At 69.1% G+C, this 18,267-nt stretch carries 19 protein-coding genes; 9 read left to right on the top strand and 10 right to left on the bottom strand.

Features of this window, described 5'->3' with window-relative positions; translation table 11 throughout:
- Positions 1–144: 144 nt before the first annotated feature.
- Together DMH03_RS14645 and DMH03_RS14640 are read left to right on the top strand one after the other, a co-directional pair.
- Positions 145–477: a plasmid stabilization protein gene (locus tag DMH03_RS14645; RefSeq protein ID WP_125792508.1), complete on the top strand. Its 333-nt coding sequence runs from the start codon at positions 145–147 to the stop codon at positions 475–477.
- Positions 478–488: 11 nt separating this feature from the next.
- Complete coding sequence (locus DMH03_RS14640) at positions 489–1,931, top strand: aminotransferase class I/II-fold pyridoxal phosphate-dependent enzyme (RefSeq protein ID WP_125792507.1); 1,443 nt, start codon at positions 489–491, stop codon at positions 1,929–1,931.
- Between the two features lie 257 nt (positions 1,932–2,188).
- Here the strand turns inward: DMH03_RS14640 and DMH03_RS14635 are convergent, their stop codons facing one another.
- Together DMH03_RS14635 and DMH03_RS14630 are read right to left on the bottom strand one after the other, a co-directional pair.
- The gene (locus tag DMH03_RS14635; RefSeq protein ID WP_125792506.1) at positions 2,189–2,539 is read right to left on the bottom strand and encodes an STAS domain-containing protein; all 351 of its coding nucleotides are present in this window, start codon (positions 2,537–2,539) and stop codon (positions 2,189–2,191) included.
- 49 nt (positions 2,540–2,588) lie between these two features.
- Positions 2,589–3,140, bottom strand: coding sequence for a hemerythrin domain-containing protein (locus DMH03_RS14630; RefSeq protein WP_125792505.1), 552 nt, complete (start codon positions 3,138–3,140; stop codon positions 2,589–2,591).
- A 91-nt stretch (positions 3,141–3,231) separates the two neighbouring features.
- Between DMH03_RS14630 and DMH03_RS14625 the strand changes: the two genes are divergently transcribed.
- Positions 3,232–3,624 carry a VOC family protein gene (locus tag DMH03_RS14625; protein WP_125792504.1) on the top strand — a complete coding sequence of 131 codons (393 nt, stop codon included), beginning with the start codon at positions 3,232–3,234 and terminating at the stop codon, positions 3,622–3,624.
- A 67-nt stretch (positions 3,625–3,691) separates the two neighbouring features.
- A complete protein-coding gene (locus DMH03_RS14620; RefSeq protein ID WP_125792503.1) occupies positions 3,692–4,474 on the top strand; it encodes a GAF and ANTAR domain-containing protein in 783 nt (260 codons plus the stop codon).
- Between the two features lie 337 nt (positions 4,475–4,811).
- Here DMH03_RS14620 and katG read toward each other — a convergent pair whose 3' ends face one another.
- Positions 4,812–7,043 (bottom strand): catalase/peroxidase HPI, encoded by a 2,232-nt coding sequence (katG, locus tag DMH03_RS14615; RefSeq protein WP_125792502.1) that lies wholly within the window; start codon positions 7,041–7,043, stop codon positions 4,812–4,814.
- 25 nt (positions 7,044–7,068) lie between these two features.
- Positions 7,069–7,494, bottom strand: a complete 426-nt coding sequence (locus tag DMH03_RS14610) for a Fur family transcriptional regulator (protein ID WP_125792501.1) — start codon at positions 7,492–7,494, stop codon at positions 7,069–7,071.
- Positions 7,495–7,620: 126 nt separating this feature from the next.
- Here DMH03_RS14610 and DMH03_RS14605 point away from each other — a divergent pair, with 126 nt between their 5' ends.
- Entirely contained in the window at positions 7,621–8,676 is a 1,056-nt protein-coding gene (locus tag DMH03_RS14605) for a hypothetical protein (RefSeq protein WP_233611510.1), read from the top strand.
- On the opposite strand, the gene DMH03_RS14600 is transcribed toward DMH03_RS14605, so the two are convergent.
- Genes DMH03_RS14600 through DMH03_RS14585 form a run of 4 tightly spaced genes read right to left on the bottom strand, consistent with a single transcriptional unit; the run spans position 8,559 to position 13,307 of the window.
- Positions 8,559–9,941, bottom strand: coding sequence for an MATE family efflux transporter (locus DMH03_RS14600; protein WP_125792500.1), 1,383 nt, complete (start codon positions 9,939–9,941; stop codon positions 8,559–8,561). The two genes, DMH03_RS14605 and DMH03_RS14600, sit on opposite strands and share 118 nt — an antisense overlap.
- Entirely contained in the window at positions 9,938–10,990 is a 1,053-nt protein-coding gene (locus DMH03_RS14595; RefSeq protein ID WP_125792499.1) for a cysteine synthase family protein, read from the bottom strand. Before DMH03_RS14595 ends, DMH03_RS14600 begins: the two co-directional genes overlap by 4 nt.
- Positions 10,987–12,333 carry an alanine racemase gene (locus tag DMH03_RS14590; protein WP_125792498.1) on the bottom strand — a complete coding sequence of 449 codons (1,347 nt, stop codon included), beginning with the start codon at positions 12,331–12,333 and terminating at the stop codon, positions 10,987–10,989. The genes DMH03_RS14595 and DMH03_RS14590 overlap by 4 nt, the downstream gene beginning before the upstream one ends.
- Positions 12,324–13,307, bottom strand: a complete 984-nt coding sequence (locus DMH03_RS14585; protein WP_125792497.1) for an ornithine cyclodeaminase — start codon at positions 13,305–13,307, stop codon at positions 12,324–12,326. Before DMH03_RS14585 ends, DMH03_RS14590 begins: the two co-directional genes overlap by 10 nt.
- Before the next feature lie 289 nt (positions 13,308–13,596).
- On the opposite strand from DMH03_RS14585, the gene DMH03_RS14580 reads away from it, so the two are divergent.
- Entirely contained in the window at positions 13,597–14,871 is a 1,275-nt protein-coding gene (locus DMH03_RS14580) for an amidase family protein (protein WP_125792496.1), read from the top strand.
- 483 nt (positions 14,872–15,354) lie between these two features.
- On the opposite strand, the gene DMH03_RS42310 is transcribed toward DMH03_RS14580, so the two are convergent.
- Positions 15,355–15,498 carry a hypothetical protein gene (locus DMH03_RS42310; protein ID WP_199748870.1) on the bottom strand — a complete coding sequence of 48 codons (144 nt, stop codon included), beginning with the start codon at positions 15,496–15,498 and terminating at the stop codon, positions 15,355–15,357.
- Between the two features lie 81 nt (positions 15,499–15,579).
- Between DMH03_RS42310 and DMH03_RS14575 the strand changes: the two genes are divergently transcribed.
- Entirely contained in the window at positions 15,580–16,059 is a 480-nt protein-coding gene (locus DMH03_RS14575) for a hypothetical protein (protein WP_125792495.1), read from the top strand.
- Between the two features lie 55 nt (positions 16,060–16,114).
- The gene (locus DMH03_RS14565; protein ID WP_199748869.1) at positions 16,115–16,363 is read left to right on the top strand and encodes a hypothetical protein; all 249 of its coding nucleotides are present in this window, start codon (positions 16,115–16,117) and stop codon (positions 16,361–16,363) included.
- Positions 16,364–16,375: 12 nt separating this feature from the next.
- On the opposite strand, the gene DMH03_RS14560 is transcribed toward DMH03_RS14565, so the two are convergent.
- Positions 16,376–17,113: a GAF and ANTAR domain-containing protein gene (locus tag DMH03_RS14560; protein WP_125792494.1), complete on the bottom strand. Its 738-nt coding sequence runs from the start codon at positions 17,111–17,113 to the stop codon at positions 16,376–16,378.
- A 200-nt stretch (positions 17,114–17,313) separates the two neighbouring features.
- On the opposite strand from DMH03_RS14560, the gene DMH03_RS14555 reads away from it, so the two are divergent.
- Positions 17,314–18,150 (top strand): SDR family oxidoreductase, encoded by an 837-nt coding sequence (locus tag DMH03_RS14555; RefSeq protein WP_233611509.1) that lies wholly within the window; start codon positions 17,314–17,316, stop codon positions 18,148–18,150.
- The last annotated feature ends 117 nt before the right edge of the window (positions 18,151–18,267 follow it).

Here is an 18,267-nt window from a genome sequence, read left to right as displayed (position 1 = left end):
CATGGGTCCGCTCCCCTCGTCTCCACCGGATTACCCGGCAGGCGGATACGACAAACATCGGCCGCCCTGACCTGGACGGGTGATCTCACGATTCGTCCGTGATCCGAAGGGGTATTCGCAGGTCACGAACTTAAAGGAGGAGCCGTGCCCGAACAGAGCTGGAGCGACAAACGCGAACGTCAGTACTCGCACATCAAGTCCTCTCAGAAGAAACGCGGCGCGAGCACCGACCGCGCCGAGGAGATCGCCGCGCGCACGGTCAACAAGAACCGCGCGCAATCCGGTGAATCCAAGACCGCGAGCAAGAGTTCGACCAGGGACACCTCACCGCAGAAGCGTGGCGGCCAACGGTCCGGCAACCGGAAGGGCCCCGGCGGGCCGACCAAGGACCAGCTCTACAACGAGGCGAAGAAGCGCAACATCAAGGGCCGCTCGAGTATGAGCAAGAAGGAACTGCAGAACGCCCTCGGCCGCTGATCGGAGGCAGGATGGACCACTCGCGCGCACCGGTACTGGAAGCCATCGACGCCTACCGCCGCGCGGGTGGGCTGGCGTTCACCCCACCGGGGCACAAACAGGGGCGCGGCGCGGATCCGCGGGTGCTGGACCTGCTCGGCAGGGACGCGTTCGCGTCTGATCTGCTGACCCTCAACGGTTTGGACGACCGGAGGATGTCGCGCGGCATCCTCTCGAAGGCGCAGGCCCTGATGGCCGACGCGGTGGACGCGGAACACACTTTCTTCTCCACCTGCGGAAGTTCACTCTCGGTGAAGAGCGCCATGCTCGCCATCGCCGGCCCCGGCGAACGGATCCTGGTGTCCCGCAACGCCCACAAGTCGGTCGTGGCCGGGCTGGTGATCAGCGGCGTGCACCCGGTCTGGGTCCGGCCCCGGTACGACGAGGAGCACCACCTGGCGCATCCTCCCGGCCCGGAAGAGACCAGGGCCGCACTGGCGGACGCTCCCCAGGTCAAAGGCATGCTGCTGATCACCCCGACCGACTACGGCACCTGCGCCGACATCCGCGGTGTCGCCCGCGCCTGCCATGACGTGGACAAACCGCTGATCGTCGACGAGGCGTGGGGTGCGCACTACCCGTTCCACGACGACCTGCCGACCTGGGCGATGGACGGTGAAGCCGACCTGTGCGTCACGAGCACGCACAAGATGGGCGGCGGTCTCGAGCAGGCCTCGGTGTTCCACCTGCGGGGTGACCGGATTTCGCCGGACCTGCTCAAGTCGAGGGAAGATCTCCTCGGCACCACGAGCACTTCCGCCCTGCTGTACGCCTCCCTCGACGGTTGGCGCAGGCAGATGGTCGAGCACGGCGAAGAGCTCCTGAGCAAAGCGCTGGCCCTGGCCGCCCGGGTACGCGAGGAGATCGAACGCATCCCCCGCCTGCACGCGATGGCGGATGAGTTCTACCCGCTGGCTTTCGAACACGACCCGCTCAAGATCGTGATCGATGTCGCAGGCCTCGGCATCACCGGCTATCAGGCGGCCGACCATCTCGCCGAACGCCATCTGCACACCGGCCTGTCCGACCACCGGCGGATCGCCGTGCAGATCACCCACGCCGACGACGAAGACACGGTCTCCGCACTGCTGCACGGCTTACGCGGGCTGGTCGACCACGACTTCGAGCGGCGGCCGCCGGTCGACCTGCCCTCCGGCGCCGAACTGACGCTCGAAATGCGGATGCTGCCCCGCGACGCGTTCTTCGCCGAAGCCGAGCACGTGCCGCTGGACAAGGCCGAGGGGCGCGTGAGCGCGGAGATGATCAGCCCCTATCCGCCAGGGGTCCCGGCGATCGCTCCCGGCGAGGTGTTCACCGACGCGATCGTGGACTACCTCCACACCGGTGTCCGGACGGGCATGTTCATCTACGACGCCGCGGATCCGGAGCTGGGCACCGTGCGCGTCGTCACCTGAGGGCTCGGCGCTGACGATGGAGGATTGGGGACGTTCAGTGTCCTGAATCCTCCATCGTCGCGACCAGTCGAGTGGGGAGGATTCAGGACGTTCAACGTCCCAAATCCTCCCCACTCACTTCAACGAAACCCATCAGAACGACCCAAACACTCGCGAGTTGAGACTCGCTGATCGTCTCCCGCCTGACCAGGCGAGGAAAGTACAGGTCAGAGCGGTCACGAGTGGCGATTCGGGCGCACGGGAAGGACCCAAACCACTCACGCCCCGGGCGTGACCACCTTCAGGGTCGGCAGCAGCCCGGTGAGCTCAAGGGCGCGGAGCAGGACCTTGGACGGAGCCAAACTCAGGTCGATGCCGTCCTCCGCGCACTGACGGTTCGCCTGCACCAGCACGGAAAGGCCCGACGAGTCGCAGAAGCTGACTCTGGTCAGGTCGAGCACCACGGCTGCGGGACGGCGCTCCAGCAACGCCTCGAGCTCGGCCCGGAGCCGGGAGCTGGTCGCGATGTCGATATCACCCGCCACCTCGACGGTGATCGCGTCTTCCGAGCGCACAGTCTCGGCCATGACGAGAGGAGCGGCCTGCCCGGCTTCGGTGTCGATCGCCATGCATCGACGGTAAAAGGGCTCGGTCCGGACCGCAACCGTCGTCTCCCGCTCAGGACGACTGGACGACCTGCCGCGCGATCTCCTCCTTGCCCATCTTCGAAGCACCCGTCACACCGGCATTGCGCGCCTGGGTCAGGAGTTCTTCCTTCGTCGCCTCACCAGGACGGTCGCCGAGGTGAGAAGTGCGGCTCGTCACAAAGGCTTCACCGAGCTCGCGCCGTCGTGCCTCGTTCAGTTCGCGCCGCATCTTCGGCAGGACGGTGGTTTCCTCTTCCTTCACGTGATGCGTGACGGCCTCGACGAGGTCGGAAAGCACCTTGTCGAACTGCGTCGACCCGGGATCGGTGCCGTTCAGCTTCACCAGCAGTTGCTCGGCTTCGGCGTGTTCCTTCTGGCCGTGCGCGACCTCGTCGGACTCGTCGGCCTCGCCTTTGGCCGCCGGGTACACCTCGGCCTCCTCGGCCCGGCTGTGCGCGGTGAGCAGCGACGAAAGCACCGGGACGAGCAGCGGTCGTTTCTCCGGATGCCGTTCGAGTTCGCCGAACAGCCGCTCCACCTCGCGATGGTCCTGCATGATCAAGTCCACTACGTCGCCCGCCACAGCCGCCTCCTCGGTCCGGGATCACTTCGACGCCGTCGGGTACCCGCGCGGAGCCGATTCACTCCTCTCGGCGCCGGGATATCCTCACCGCATGGCTTGCCGTATCACCGAACTCATCCTCGACTGCGCCGATCCGGTCCGGATGGCGGCGTTCTGGTGCGAGGTACTCGGGTACGTCGAGATCGGCAAGGAAGGCGACGACATCGAGATCGGCCCGCCGGGAACCGGCTTCGGCGGCCCTCAGCCCACGTTGATCCTGAGTCGCAGCGACGATCCGAAACCCGGCAAGCTCCCCCTGCACCTCGACGTGAACCCCACCGACCGCGATCAGGACGCGGAACTGGAGCGGCTGCTCGCCGCCGGGGCGGTGCCCGCCGACGTCGGCCAGACGGGGGAAGAGTCGTGGCACGTGCTCGCCGACCCCGAAGGGAACGTGTTCTGTCTCCTCCGCAAGCGGGTCGACCCCTTAGCACCGTCCACATAGGACTCGATTGGCGGAAGACGCCGCGGGGTACCCGTGAAGGACACCGAACCCGACTGGATGATCAGTGATGGCGGACGAACGACTGTGGCAGCGCGACAGGGCCGGTTTCGGCTCCACCGAGGACATCTCGGCAGGCCCGCTGGCCGAGCAGTTCGTCGAGCTCACGCGCCTGTTGCTGACCGCGTCGACGCCCGCGCAGGTCCTCGAGCAGATCGTCGCCGCCGCGTACCGGGTGGTCCCGGGCGCGGATCTGGTGTCGGTCACGCTCCGTGCCCCGGACGGGACCTTCCACACGCCGGTCTCGACCGGTGAGGTGGCGATGGAACTCGACGAGGTGCAGTACCGCGCCGGGACCGGGCCCTGCGTCGACGCCGCGGACAGTGAATGCCCCGGTCACGTCCGCAGCGACGACCTGGCGGCGGAGAAGCGGTGGCCGGAGTTCTCGCGGGCCACCGTGGCGCACGGTTTCACCGCGATCCTGTCCACCGTGCTGGTTCCCCACGCGGCTCCGCCGAGGCTGCCGGGGGCGCTGAACATCTACAGCCGCCGCCCGGACGCCCTCGACACCGTCGCGGAGGACACCGCACTACTGCTGGCCACCCACGGCTCGCTCGCCTTGGCGAACACCAACGCCGTGAACCGGGCGGAACTGGAGGCGCACCACCTTCGCCGGGCCGTCGAATCGCGCGACGTCATCGGGCAGGCGAAAGGGATCCTCATGCAGCGACGCGGCCTGACCGCCGACGAGGCCTTCGACGTGCTGCGCCGCACCTCTCAGGACCTCAACGTGAAGCTCGCCGAACTCGCCCGCACCCTCGCCACCCGGCACAACGAACTAGACCTCCCCTGAAGCGCGTGAAGGCCCCTTCCCTCGGCTGAGCCCAGGGTCCCGGCAAAGTCGAGATCTTGCAGGTCAGGCGACCGGTGGTGGAGCTTGATTCTGGACGCCGGCGGGGCTTCAGTGTCCGCGGGGGGGGTCGTGAGTGGCAATGAGGGTTAGAACAACAAAAAGCACTCACGACCCCCTCGCGAAACCGTGCAAGTCACCCAAATCGGGCACCTTTGTCCCGCACAGCGTCCCTTGTGGACAGTCAAGAGCCGGGTGAGCCCCTGAAGCGCGTGAAGGCCCCTTCCCTCGGCTGAGCCGAGGGAAGGGGGCCTTCACGCGCAAAACGCAGGACCCGCGATCAGGCGAGGTCGAACCGGTCCAGCTCCATGACCTTGGTCCAGGCGGCGGCGAAGTCGGCGGCGAACCGCTCGCGCGCGGCCTGACCCGCGTAGACCTCGGACAGCGCCCGCAACTGGGAGTTGGAGCCGAAGACGAGGTCGACGGCGGTGGCCGTCCACTTCACCGCGTCCGTGGCGACGTCACGGATCTCGTAGACGTTCTCCTCCTCCGACACCTTCCACCGGGTGCCCGGCGAGAGGAGGTTGGTGAAGAAGTCGTTGGTGAGCACGCCGGGCCGGTCGGTGAGGACACCGTGCCGGGTGCCGCCGGTGTTGATCCCGAGTGAACGCAGGCCGCCGACGAGGACGGTCATCTCGGGGGCGGTCAGGTCGAGCATGTAGGCGCGCTCGACGAGCAGGACCTCCGGCTGCAACTTCTCCCCGGCACGCAGGTAGTTGCGGAAGCCGTCGGCGCGCGGCTCGAGCAGCGCGAACGAGTCGACGTCGGTGTCCTCCTGCGTGGCGTCGGTGCGGCCGGGGCGGAACGCCACGGTCACCTCGGTGCCGGCGTCGCGCGCGGCCTTCTCGACGGCGGCCGAGCCAGCCAGCACGATCAGGTCGGCCAGCGAGATCTTGGCGCCGCCGGCGTCGTTGAACTCGCGCTGGATGCCTTCCAGGGTCGCCAGCACGCCCGCGAGCTGTTCCGGCTGGTTGACCTCCCAGCCACGCTGGGGTTCCAGGCGGATGCGGGCACCGTTGGCGCCACCGCGCTTGTCGGTGGACCGGAAGCTCGCCGCGGCCGCCCAGGCGGTGCCGGCCAGCTGAGCGACCGTGAGGCCGGATTCGAGCACCTTCCGCTTGAGCGCGGCGATGTCGTCTTCGCCCACGAGTTCGTGGTCGACCTCCGGCACCGGGTCCTGCCACAGCTGCGGTTCGGGGACCCACGGTCCCAGGAAGCGGCTGACCGGGCCCATGTCACGGTGCAGCAGCTTGTACCAGGCCTTGGCGAAGGCGAGGGCGAACTCGTCCGGGTTCTCCAGGAAGCGGCGCGAGATCTTCTCGTACGCCGGGTCGACGCGCAGCGCCAGATCCGTGGTGAGCATGGTCGGCTTGTGCTTCTTGGTCGGGTCGTGGGCGTCCGGGATGATCGCCTCGGCGTCCTTGGCGACGTACTGCTTCGCTCCGCCGGGGCTCGTGGTGAGCTCCCATTCGTGGCCGAAGAGGATCTCGAAGAACCGGTTGCTCCACTGCGTGGGCTTGTCGGTCCACGTCACTTCGAGACCACTGGTGATCGTGTCGGCGCCCTTGCCGCTGCCGTGGTCGCTCAGCCAGCCGAGGCCCTGCGTCTCGATCGGGGCGGCTTCCGGCTCCGGGCCGACGTGGTCGTCGGCGATGCCCGCGCCGTGGGTCTTGCCGAAGGTGTGGCCACCGGCGATGAGCGCGACGGTCTCCTCGTCGTTCATCGCCATCCGGGCGAAGGTCTCCCGGATGAAATGGGCCGCCGCGGCCGGGTCCGCGCTACCGCGGGGTCCCTCCGGGTTGACGTAGATGAGGCCCATCTCGGTCGCGCCGACGTCGGGCACCATCTCGGTGTCGCCGGCGTAGCGCTCGTCACCCAGCCAGGTGTCTTCCGGACCCCAGAAGATCTCCTCGGGCTCCCAGGTGTCCTCGCGGCCGAAGCCGAAACCGAAGGTCTTGAAGCCCATCGACTCCAGCGCGACGTTGCCGGCGAGCACGAGCAGGTCGGCCCACGAGATCCGCTGGCCGTACTTCTCCTTGACCGGCCACAGCAGCCGCCGCGCCTTGTCGAGGTTGGCGTTGTCGGGCCAGCTGTTGAGCGGGGCGAACCGCTGCGCGCCGTCACCGGCCCCGCCGCGGCCGTCGTGGATGCGGTAGGTGCCCGCGGCGTGCCAGCTCATCCGGATCATCAGGCCGCCGTAGTGGCCGAAGTCGGCGGGCCACCAGTCCTGCGAGGTGGTGAGCACCTCGACGATGTCCCGTTTGAGGGCCTCGACATCGAGTGCGGCGAACTCGTCGGCGTAGCTGAAGTCCGCGCCGAGCGGGTTGGATTTGGACGAGTGGACGTGCAGCACCGAAAGGTCGAGCTGGTTGGGCCACCAGTCCTTGTTGGTGCGTGGACGGCCGCCGGACTTCGGCGTCGGCGAGTCGATCGCCGGGTTCTCGCTCTCGCTACCGTGCGCGGTCACGGAGTCGTGGGCCACCGGGCAGCCCTTCTCCGGGGTGTCACTCATTTCTTTCCTTCCAGGGCAGGCGATTTCATCGCTGGACGGGTTCGGCCGCGCAGTCGGGGCAGACGCCCCAGTAGACGACCTCCGCCTCGTCGATCACGAAACCGTGGTCTTCGGAGGCGGTGAGGCAAGGGGTATGGCCGACGGCGCAGTCGACATCCGCGATCGCGCCACAGGACCGGCACACGACGTGGTGATGGTTGTCCCCCACCCGGGTTTCGTAGCGGGCGAGCGCGCCCGCCGGCTGGATGCGGCGGATCAGACCGGTTTCGGTCAGCGCTCGCAGCACGTCGTAGACCGCCTGGTGCGAGACCGTCGGGAGGTCGGCCCGCACCAGCGCGATCACCGTTTCGGTGTCGACGTGCGGATGATCGCGCAGCGCGGCGAGCACGGCCAGCCGGGGCCGAGTCACGCGCAGCGAAACCGCTCGCAGCTGTGCCTCGAAGTCGGACATCACCTCCGACGATAAGAGCGTCTCTGGAACGGGTCAAATCAAGGCCACTGCGGAGTGACGGCCGGTTTCGGGGGGATCGACTCCGGGTAGCCGGGAAGCGGGCCATGACTTGCGTGAGGTGAGTTCATGACAACGACCGGAAAAGGCGAGCCGCCGGACCGCATCGGGACAGCCGACGTCGAATGCCTCGAAAACGCGGTCGACGTCCTGCGCGCACTGGATTACCGGCAGGGTGGCGCCTTTTCCCGTGACGCGGTGCACGTCGTGAAAAGAGTCAGCCTCCTGCTTCATTGGGGCGCGGTCCCCGGCGCGCTCCGGGCGCGGCTGCTGACCGTGCTCGCCGATCTGCACAATCTGCTCGGCTGGACGGAATTCGACATCGGCCGCCGGATTCCGGCACGGCTCCGGTTCGACCGCGCGCTCGCTCTCGCCACCGAGGCGGGGAACGACGGTCTCGTGGCCAACATCTGCTACCGCCTCGGAAGGCTGGAACTGCACCATGACGACGTCGAAGCCGGGCTGGACCATTTCCGCCGGGGGCAGGCCGCCGCCCACCGGTCCGGTTCCGGGCGGGCGCAGGCGATCCTGACCGTCAACGAGGCGTGGGCCTTGGCGAAGGCCGGGGACGAGCGTGCCGCCCTCGACCGCCTCGCGCGGGCGGAGTCCCGGTTCGAGGGAGCGGACACGTGGGCCGCCGCGCGGCCATGGGAAGCCTTCTTCGGCACCACGGACATGGAAGCGATGCGAGGCACCGTCCTCACCGAACTGGCTCAGACGGTCACCTCGCGGCACAGCGACGAGGCGATCGCGCTGCTTCGCGACGCGACCGGCCACTACGGCGCGGAAATGTCCCGCAGCCTGGCGCTCACGCTGATCATGCTCGCGCAGAACCACGCGCTCCAAGGCGATTTCGACGAGGCCGTGCGCATCGGCACCGAGGCGGTGGACCTCGCGCATGGTCTCGGTTCCGCCCGCACCAAGGACCGGCTCGCACCGCTGGCGGCGCTGCTGCGAACACACGCGGCCGACCCCGCCTCCCGCGCCCTGCTCGCCCGGATCGACGCCTATCGCGCCGAACCGGTCCCGGCTCCGGCGAACCGCCGCCCGAGCAGTGCCGCGGTCGCCGCGAAACCCACGCACAATCCGGCCCAGACACCCCAGCCGCCCCAAGCGAACACGTAGGCGCACAGGACCATGGCCGGTACACCGATCGCCCAGTACCCGACGAGGGTGCAGCGGAGCCCGGAAACGGTGTCGCCGAGCCCGCGCAGCAGGCCGACGAGGATGTTCTGCGTTCCCTTGCTGTACTGCTGCGCGATGGCGAACACCAGCAGGGTCGACGCGGTGCCGAGCACCACCGCGTCGGCCTCGTCGTGCAGGAACGGCCACAACAACACCTGCGGTATCACCAGATACGCCAGGCTCACCACCGCCATGAAGGACCACGAAAGGGTGAGCGCCTGCCGGGCGATCACCGGCGCCCGCCGTCGTTCGCCGTGGGCGACCGCGCGACTGACCAAAATGGACGATCCCTGCGACAGTCCGATGTTGACCTGGTAGACGATGTAGGCGAGCTGGTTCGCGACGTTCGACGCGGCGAGCATCGCCGGGCCGAAGGCTCCCATCAGCACGGTCGCGATCGAGGTGATCGCGGCCTCGGACCCGTAGGTGAAACAGATCGGCGTCCCGTGCCGGACGATATGCCGGACCACCGCCGGATCCGCGCGCCAGAGCGCGAGCGACACCATCGGGCGCAGCCGCGGATCCCGCCGGACGGCCGAGGCGAACACGGCGAGGGTGAAGAACTGGACCAGTGTCGTCGCGAGGCCGATCCCGGCGATGCCCAGTGACGGCAGGCCCGCCCAGCCGTAGACGAACGCGGCGTTGAGGGCGGCGTTGACCGCGATCGACACCAGCGTGACGGCGAGGAGGGAACCCGGGCGCCGCAGCCCGACGGCGAACTGGCGCAGCACGTTCAGCCACACCATGGGGAACAGCCCGCCCGCCAGCGCGAACATCATCGCCCTTGCGAGTGCGACGATCTCCGGTTTCTGGCCGAGCAAAGGCAAAGCGGACGCGAGTCCACAAAGGACCATCGCGCCGATCGCCGCGGTCATGGTCGCGACGAGCAGCGCCGACCGCAGGAGCGACCGGATCTCGTCCCGCGCGCGTTCGTCGAGTTCACCGGTGCCGGTGCGGAGTTCGCCCGCACCGGCGGCCGTGGCCACGAGGTTCCCGACGCCGGTGACCATGCCGACGCACATGGTGCGGATCTGGTTGTAGAGCAGGATCGCCAGCCCCAGCCCCGCCACCGCCGTGACCCCGAGCAGGCCGAGCATGGCCAGGTCGACGCTGGTGAGCGCCACCTGTGCCAGCTGGATTCCCGCGATCGGCGCGGCCAGCGCGACGAGTGCCCGGTATCCGCGCGTGGCCACCATCGTGGTCATACGCCCACCGCCACCGGACGGGCCGTCCTGTCGCGGATGGCCACTCGTACGGACTCGGCGTAGGCGGCGAACCAGTGATCCATCCGGCGGTGGGCGAGTTCGTCGAGCACTCCCCTGGCACGCAGCCATTCGTCGTCGTAGACCGAGTCGAGGTACTTCTCGCCCGCGTCGTTGCACAGCACCACGACGGTACTTCCGGCCGGATACGCGTAGAGCCGCCGGAGCGCGACCTGGATCGCGCCGCCGGTGGTCCCGCCGACCAGCACCCCGGTGCGCCGCCCGACGACGCGAGCCCCGGCGAAGGCGTCGCCGTCGGACACGCGGTGGGCTTCGTCGATCACCGATCGGTCCACGTTGTCCCCGACCGGGAAACCGGCCGGGCTGCCCGCCCCGGTCTGGTGGTAGATCCCCGGCGCGCCACCGAAGATGATCGAGCCGACGGGTTCGACCGCCACCGCGTGCGTGCCCGCTCCGGCCGCGCGCAGGGCGCGGGCCGTGCCGCACAGCGAACCGCCGGTGCCGATCGCCGCGACGAGCACGTCGACGGCGCCCAGCTGTTCGAGGAGTTCCCGCGCCAATCCGGTGTAGCCGTTGCCGTTCCCCGGATGGTTGTGCTGATCGGGATGGTAGGCACCGGTGTCCGCGGCGATCCGGGCCGCGACCCGCCTCCGCTGGACCGAACTGACGCCGCCGTCGGCCGGGGCCTCGACGAACACCAGTTCCGCGCCGAGCGCACGCAGCATCCGGAGCTTTTCGCGGGCGGCGTGATGGTCGACCACGGCGGTGAACCGGTAGCCGCGTTCCAGTGCCACCAGCGCGAGCCCGTTGCCGGTGTTGCCGGAGGTGGGCTCGACGATGTGCCCGCCAGGCCGCAGCCGTCCTTCGAGTTCCGCCTCGTCGATCATCTGCCTCGCCATGCGGACCTTGCACGAGCCGGTCGGGTTGAGGTGGTCGAGTTTGAGCAGGAGGCGCGTGCCGGTGCCGGTGCGCGCGAGCTCCAGCAGCGGCGTGTTCCCGATCAGATCGGACGCGCGCTGGACGATCGTCATCGGATCTCCTGGATCGGATAGTCGGTGTCGACGTGCCAGTGATCGCCGTCGACCACCACCTTCGGCGGCAGGGGAAGCTGGTGGAAACCGCTCTCGTTCTTGTCCATCTGGTAGCCGGCCGTGTTGGGGTACACGAGGAGATCGCCGGCCCTCGGCCGGGCGGGCAGTTCCACCGCGCGCCACGTGAGCACGTCGTACTCCATGCAGCTCGAACCCCCGACGACGGTGCGCACCGGCGTGCCGTCCGTGGCTTCCCTGCGCACGAGGAGCGGATCGGGCAGGAATTCGCTGCCTTTCCACTGCTCGGACAGGCTCATGGACAGGCCCGCGACCGTGGTGATCAGGTGGCCTTCGGCCGATTTGCAGCCCAGCACGGGGAACACCGAGAACCCGGCGCCGTCGACGAGCGCGCGGCCCGGTTCGAGCAGCAGCTCGATCCCGGCCGCGCGCAGGCGTTCCGCGAGCGGCTTCCCGGCGATCTCGTGCCGCAGGATGGCGGTGACCATGGCCGCACCGGTCGGCGACTGGTGGTACGGATAGGTCCGCCCCGGGTTGCGGCCGTTGTGGAACCAGCCGTCATGCCTGCCGGACTCGAACCGCGCCCAGGCCTCGGCGTCCACATAGGACACGGCGATCCCGCCGCCGATACTGATCTTCGACGCGGGATGCCCGAGCGCGCGGGCGTCCTGGCAGAGATCGATCAGGTGCGCGGCGAGTTCCGCCCGCGGCACCGGGTCGTAGCCGTCCAAGTGGAACGAGAAACCCCGCAGGACGACCGGTTCGGCACACTGCCGCACAGCCGCCTTCAAGGCATCGGGAGCGAAGCCGAACCGGCTCTCCGGCGCGGACGGCGGCCTCACCCGCAGCAGCACTTGGGCCGTCTCCCCGAGTTCGGCGGCCATGCGCGCGACGCGTTCCAGTTCATCGGCCGCGTCCACCGCGATGAGACAGCGGTGCCGAAGGGCGAGCCAGAGGAGGCCGTCCGGTTTGGCGGCGCCGGTCACCCCGATCGCCTCCCCTCGCAGGCCGTTGCCGAGGGCGTGCACCAGTTCGGGCACGCTCGCGACGTCGACGCCCGTGCCCGGCCGGGTGCATTCCCGCAGCCACGCCGCCGCCTTGTTGGCCTTCTTCCCGTAGTAGACGGTGCCCTCGACGCGCTCGGCCGCGAGCACCGCGACCATTCCCCCGAGGTTCTCGGCGAAAGTCGCCGGATGGATCACGTGGAAGGGACCGCCGCCGATCCCGCGGGCGATCTCCCACAAGGTCTCCGAGGCACGCAGCCGGTGCGCCCAGGGACGTTCGAGCGCGGGCAAGGGCGGGGACAGGGTGTCGATCAGGTCCACAGGGCCACCTCACGGCCGCGGCCCGCCGCGATGGCGCGGGCGGCCAGCGCGCGCGCCACCGGGATGTCGGTGATGATCATGCCGCTGCTGAAGGCGAACACCCGGTCTTCGTCGCCGCGGCGGCCGGGCGCGCGACCGGCGAGGATGTCGGGAAGTTCGGCGTCGATGCGGAACACGCCGTCCGGACCGGCCATCCGCTGCCCGGTCACCTCGACCTGCGCGCCGTTGGTGGCCACGGTGTAGTCGGCCTCGGCGAGCGTGCCCTCCTGGACTCCCTTGCTGGCGACCGAGATCAGCAGCCCGCCCGGCGGCAGCCAGCCGAGGCGGATCTTCGGATGCGCGGCCCGGCCCGACGCGGCGACCACGATGTCGGACTCGCGCGCCGCGGCCTCGACGTCGTCGACGAGTTCGACCGCGCGGTCCGGGAACCGCTCTTCGAGTGCGGCGACGCTGTCGCGCAGGCCGTCGGGATGCGTGCCGAACAACCGCAACCGTTCGAGGTCCGGCAACGCGGTGAGCAGGTACGGCAGCGTCCGGATCCCCTGCGCGCCGGTGCCGACCATGAGCGCGGATCGCGCCCCCGGCCGGGCGCACGAACGCGCGATCAGCGCGGTGCTGGCAGGCGTGCGGGTGGCGCCGACGCGGTGGCAGTCCATGAGCGCGAACGGCAGGCCGGTCGTGTCGTCGTAAAGGGTGATCGTCGTGTAGTACTTCTCGGCCGACGTGCTGCCCTGCCGGTAACTCGTCTTGAACGCGGCCTGCTCGAGGGAGCCGTCGTAGCCGAGCATCGAGTACGCGACGGCGTCCCGCGCGGGATCCGGCATCGGCACCATCAGCTTCGCCGGATTCCGCGAGGCTCCGGACGCGTAGGCCAGGTAACCGTCTTCGACCATGGTGATCGCCTCGTCCGGCGTGAGTTCGAGGTTGTGCAGATCCGTGCGCGTGAGAATGTGCAGCGAGGGACCGGAGCTCATGAACGTTCGGCCTTTCTGTGGACGGGGTGACAGGCGCGTCCCGGATCTCGGGAGCACGACAGGGGAAAGCCCGGCCGCAGCTTAATGAAAACGATTGTCTTTATCAGTAAGTGTGGCCTTTGTCACGCCTTGGGCGACATGTCGCGAAAGCCAGGTGTCGCCGCGAGTTACGCCTCCAATCACGCGAGTTACGCCTCCAAGCACGCGAGTCTCGTGTGCAGACACGCGAATCACGCCTTGGCTTCGCCTCCCTCGCTAAGCTGGCCGCCCTCGACCCCAGGAGTTGCCGGTGAGTGGAACTCGAAGTGCCGCCGAATGCCGCGCTCGCGCGGAAGAGGTCCAGGACCTCCACGCGCTCAGCCACCTCGCGCCGGAGCCGATCGGCCCGGCGTCGGGCTTTCCGCTGGTCGTCAAGGACAACATCCACGTCGCGGGCATGCCGAACGCCGCGGGCACCCCCGCACTGGCGCACCACGTCCCGCGTGAGCACGCGGGCGTGGTCCGGCGCCTGCTCGACGCGGGCGCCACCGTCATCGGCAAGGCGTCCATGCACGAGCTCGCGCTCGGCATCACCTGCGACACGACTCCGCTGGGTCCGGTGCGCAACGCCTGCGACCCGTCCCGCTTCGCCGGCGGCAGCAGCGGCGGGACCGCGGTGGCCGTCGCGGCGGGCATCGTCCCGGCGGGCCTCGGAACCGACACCGGAGGTTCGGTGCGCGTGCTGGCCGCGCTCAACGGGGTCTGTGGTTTCCGGCCGACCACGGGCCGCTACCCGTCCGACGGCATCACGCCGTTGAGCAGCACCCGGGACACGGTGGGGCCGATCGCCCGCACGGTCACCGATCTCGCGTTCCTCGACGCCGTCCTCGCGGCGGAGGAACCGGGACCCCTGCTCGAACTCCCGCCGATCCGGCTGGGCGTGCCGCACGGTTTCCTGACCGGCGACCTGGCCGACGACGTCGAAGAACTGTGGACGGCCGCGCTGGCCCGCCTGCGCGCGGCCGGGGTCACCCTGGTGCCGGTCGACGACACGCCCCTCGCCGAACTCGTCACCGATCAGGGCATGCCGCTGGTGATCCACGAAGCGGGCACCGGGTTACGGGCGTACCTCGCCGAGTACCTGCCCGAGACTTCGTTCGAGCGACTTGTCGACGAGATCGCCGCGGCCGACGTCCGGGTGATCTTCGCCGAGTCGGTCGTGCCGGGCGTCGCGCCGGCCATCTACGAAGCCGCCCTCGCCAACCGCTCGGCCTTACGCCGCGCCTACGCGAAGATCTTCGGCGAGACCGGCATCGACGCGCTCGGATTCCCCACGACACCGGCGACGGCCCAGGACTTCTCCGCCGTCGAGAAGTTCGTCCACCGTGGACGCGTGGTCCCGACCTTCCCCACCTTCATCCGCAACTGCCAGCCCGGCAGCATCGCGGGCGTCCCCGGCTTGACCGTCCCGATGGGACACGGCCACGGCGGCCTGCCCGCCGGGCTGGCGCTCGACGGGACCATCGGCGGAGACCGGAAACTGTTGGCGGCCGGGGCTTTCGTCGAACGAGTCCTGACCGCTTAGGCCGTGTCCTGCAAGTCATGTTCGCGGTCTTCTCGCCCAGGCGGTCCCTGACGGCACGGGCGATCCAGTCGACGAAGGTCTACCTGGCGATGCGGTGGACGGGCCGGGTGGACTGACCCGGAGGCGATAGCAAAGGTCCCTTGCTCTCCCCCTCCCGGTGACCGTGTGGATTTCGGGTCATCCAACGCAACAAAAATTCACACAGTCAGCGACGCCCCTGACAGCGAGTGAGCGGTGTGTGGAAATAGGGACGTTGAGCGTCCCTAATCCTCCGTTGATCAAGGTCGCCGATCGGTGTGCCGTTGAGTGGGGAAGATTTGGGACGTTCAACGTCCTAAATCTTCCCCACTCGGCGTCTACTAGTCGCCGGTCTGGGCCGATCCGGGCTCAACGTCCCTATATCCACACCCCTCCCGCGACACCAAAGGTCCCCCGCTCCCTTCACGCAGGTCAGCAGCCCCGGCGATACTCACAGGACACCGCCTAATCGCCTTCCTCGGTGTCGTTTCCGGCTTCGTTTTCGACGGTTTTCCGTTGCTGCTCCGGCGAGTTCGGGTCATCGCCTCGATCGGCGCCCTCGGCGGGGTCCGAGGGATGGCCGCCGCGTGTCTTGTCATCGTCCGTCATGCCGTCCGGTTACCCGATCGCCCACCGGACGATCACGTCTTCGCGGCGGTTGATGAAACGGTCAGCGGGTACGTGCTCAAGATGAACGAGGAGCGGAGGCCCGCGGCGGAGCCGGATGTCGGGTCGTTCACGGAGGAATTGCTGACCGCGGTGCGTGAAGAAGCACTCGATGACATCGCCGACGCGCTCGCGATCCTGGCGAACGCCGGTTCGGCGGCGACCTCGGCGGCGCTCTTGAACGAACTCGTCGACCGGTGTGCGGCGACGATCCGTGCCCGGTTCCCCGCCGAGCCCGAAGATCTTTACACCGTGGCTTTGACGGATCGATCGGGTTCCGAGGTCACCATCGACCGCATGCCGCCGGGCCCGCGTGCGGCGTTGCGCGCACTGCTCGCCGAGTTGGCCGGAGACAATGGCGGCCGAGCCATCCAGATGCGGCTGGCAGGAGGCGGCGGAGCGACCGACTTCGTGTTCGCGGTCTTCAACTTGCTCATGTGGCTGACGGAACTGTCCGACACCCCCGCGGGAACACCGCCGGTTTTGAGTTGCTTCACGCCCTGACGCGCCGGCTCGGCCGCCACTAGGTCATTCGTTCGCCGACCCGGGCTTCATCATCTTGCCCTGCATCCCGGCCTTCACCTCGTCCGGCGCCACACGTGAGCCTGCCGCCTGGATCCTGCTGGTCGCACTCCTGCAGAACACTGAGAAACGCGCCGACGACGCCGTACAGCACAAGCTCAACGCCATCGCCGACGCGCTGTCCGACCTGATGAGAACAGTCGGCGAAGACCACCCCGAGCTACGTCGCGATCGCGACGAACTGCGGCACGCCGTAGGCCTGGAGGACCGCGAAAGCGCGGCATGAACGAACCACCGGTCAAGCCGGGTCGGCGCCGGTGGTCTCGATGACGAACCGGATCGCGACGTCGCGAAGCTTGAGGTTGTCCCGCTGGGATTGTTCGACGAGCCGTCTGAAGGCCTCGTCGGCATCGATCTTGTGCACCACCATGAGAATGCCTTTGGCCTGGTCGATCACCGCGCGGTTCTGGAGCGCGGTACGGAGTTGCTCGGCGGTGTCGCGAGCGTGCTGGTACCGGGCGTAGACGCGCAGCAGGGCGGTGACGGCGCTGGTGTAGAGGTCGAGCAGTTTCTCGTCCAGTTCGGCGAAGCCGTGTCCGTGGCTGGAGTAGCAGTTGACCGCGGCGGCTTGGCCCTCGCCGACCACCAGTGGCGCGGAGAGGAAACTGCCGAACCCCGCCTTGTCCGCGCCATGGGCGAAGAGCGGCCACCGCTCGGCCGCGTCGGCGACGGAGACCCGCACCACCGTGCCGGTGCCGGCGGCATGGATGCAGGGGCCGTCACCGGCCTTGTACTGGTCGTGGTCGAGGCGGGTGACGACGTCGCTGGTGCTGGCGACGGTGGCCGGATGGTGGCCGCGCAGCAGCGTGATGGTGGCTTCGTCGACGCCGGGCACGGCGTGGATGGCCTGCTCACAGGTCCGGCGGAGAAGAACCGCGAAGTCGTCCTCGGTGTCGAGCGTCGCGGTCAGCGACTCCAGCGCCCCGGTGACCTCGTCGAGCACCGCGGGCCAGGTCTCGTCCGGCCGAAGGTCCATGATCGTCTCCTCCCACCCAGGCGCCGCTGGCGGAGGATGATCTTTCCATGCCCGGCGCCGGGCATGGGGAAAGGTCTGTCCGTATACCATATCCCGCCCGTCCACCAGCCGGAACGCGACTTTCCCGCATCGTTTCGTCGTCGGCGTACCGGGTACGGCCTGAGGAGGCGCCCAAGAGATCCGTGCTGGAGGAGATAGCCGTGAACGGTCATGAAGCCGCCCCCGCCCCGCTGCCCGCCGAGGCCGCACCACCGCGGCGCGCCGTCGTCACCGGCTCCGATTCGGGGATCGGCCGTGCGGGGGCCGTCGCCCTCGCCAAGGACGGCCTCGACGTCGGCATCACTTATCACTCCGACGCGGCCGGTGCGGAAGCCACCGCGGCCGAGGTGCGCGAACAAGGGGTGGCAGCGCACGTGCGAAGGCTCGACCTGACGGAACTGCCCGGCGCGGCCGGCGTCATCGACGCGTTCGCCGAGGATCTCGGCGGTATCGACGTCCTGGTCAACTGCGCGGGGACCGGCAGCACCGAACGGGCGGTCGACATGACCTACGACCGCTGGCGGCAGGTGCTCGACGTCGACCTCGACGGGGTGTTCCTCTGCTCGCAGCGCGCGGCACGGCAGATGGTCGACGCCGCGCACGGCGGCCGGATCATCACCATCACCAGCGTCCACGAGCACGTTCCGCGGGTGGGCGCGGCGCCGTACTGCGCGGCGAAGGCGGGCGCCGGCGCGCTCACCCAGGTGCTGGCGCTGGAACTGGCGGAACACGGGATCACGGTGAACTCCGTGGCGCCGGGTGAGATCTCCACCCCGATGACCGGGCAGACCGACGCGGACCCCCGCGACCAGGAACGGCCCGGCATCCCCCTCGGCCGGACCGGGCACGCCGACGACGTCGCGGCGGCCGTGGCGTTCCTCACCCGGCCCGCCGCCGGATACATCACCGGCGCCTCACTGGTCGTGGACGGCGGCCTGATGTTGATGGCCGCCCAGGCCGGGACGGCCTACCCCGCGCACGACTGGCGCTCGCCCTGAGCTTCCGGCGTCGGTTGTCCATTGTGGAACGTGGAGCTCATACTCCGGGGCCGGCGCGGAACATGTCCGGTTCGCCCCCCGTGGTGGCCGTCGCCGCCCTCCACGTGAAGCCCTGCC

The sequence above is a fragment of the Amycolatopsis sp. WAC 01376 genome (assembly GCF_003947415.1).
Taxonomy (GTDB): Bacteria; Actinomycetota; Actinomycetes; order Mycobacteriales; family Pseudonocardiaceae; genus Amycolatopsis.
Note: the sequence above shows the minus strand (reverse complement) of the source record. Positions and strands in the feature narration are given on the sequence as shown.

What these genes read in the sequence shown, in the direction of transcription:
- DMH03_RS14640 (WP_125792507.1), top strand. Translation starts at nt 489, where the DNA reads ATGGACCACTCGCGCGCACCGGTACTGGAAGCCATCGACGCCTACCGC.
- DMH03_RS14635 (WP_125792506.1), bottom strand. Translation starts at nt 2,539, where the DNA reads ATGGCGATCGACACCGAAGCCGGGCAGGCCGCTCCTCTCGTCATGGCC.
- DMH03_RS14625 (WP_125792504.1), top strand. Translation starts at nt 3,232, where the DNA reads ATGGCTTGCCGTATCACCGAACTCATCCTCGACTGCGCCGATCCGGTC.
- DMH03_RS14620 (WP_125792503.1), top strand. Translation starts at nt 3,692, where the DNA reads ATGGCGGACGAACGACTGTGGCAGCGCGACAGGGCCGGTTTCGGCTCC.
- katG (WP_125792502.1), bottom strand. Translation starts at nt 7,043, where the DNA reads ATGAGTGACACCCCGGAGAAGGGCTGCCCGGTGGCCCACGACTCCGTG.
- DMH03_RS14610 (WP_125792501.1), bottom strand. Translation starts at nt 7,494, where the DNA reads ATGTCCGACTTCGAGGCACAGCTGCGAGCGGTTTCGCTGCGCGTGACT.
- DMH03_RS14605 (WP_233611510.1), top strand. Translation starts at nt 7,621, where the DNA reads ATGACAACGACCGGAAAAGGCGAGCCGCCGGACCGCATCGGGACAGCC.
- DMH03_RS14600 (WP_125792500.1), bottom strand. Translation starts at nt 9,941, where the DNA reads ATGACCACGATGGTGGCCACGCGCGGATACCGGGCACTCGTCGCGCTG.
- DMH03_RS14595 (WP_125792499.1), bottom strand. Translation starts at nt 10,990, where the DNA reads ATGACGATCGTCCAGCGCGCGTCCGATCTGATCGGGAACACGCCGCTG.
- DMH03_RS14585 (WP_125792497.1), bottom strand. Translation starts at nt 13,307, where the DNA reads ATGAGCTCCGGTCCCTCGCTGCACATTCTCACGCGCACGGATCTGCAC.
- DMH03_RS42310 (WP_199748870.1), bottom strand. Translation starts at nt 15,498, where the DNA reads ATGACGGACGATGACAAGACACGCGGCGGCCATCCCTCGGACCCCGCC.
- DMH03_RS14575 (WP_125792495.1), top strand. Translation starts at nt 15,580, where the DNA reads ATGAACGAGGAGCGGAGGCCCGCGGCGGAGCCGGATGTCGGGTCGTTC.
- DMH03_RS14560 (WP_125792494.1), bottom strand. Translation starts at nt 17,113, where the DNA reads ATGGACCTTCGGCCGGACGAGACCTGGCCCGCGGTGCTCGACGAGGTC.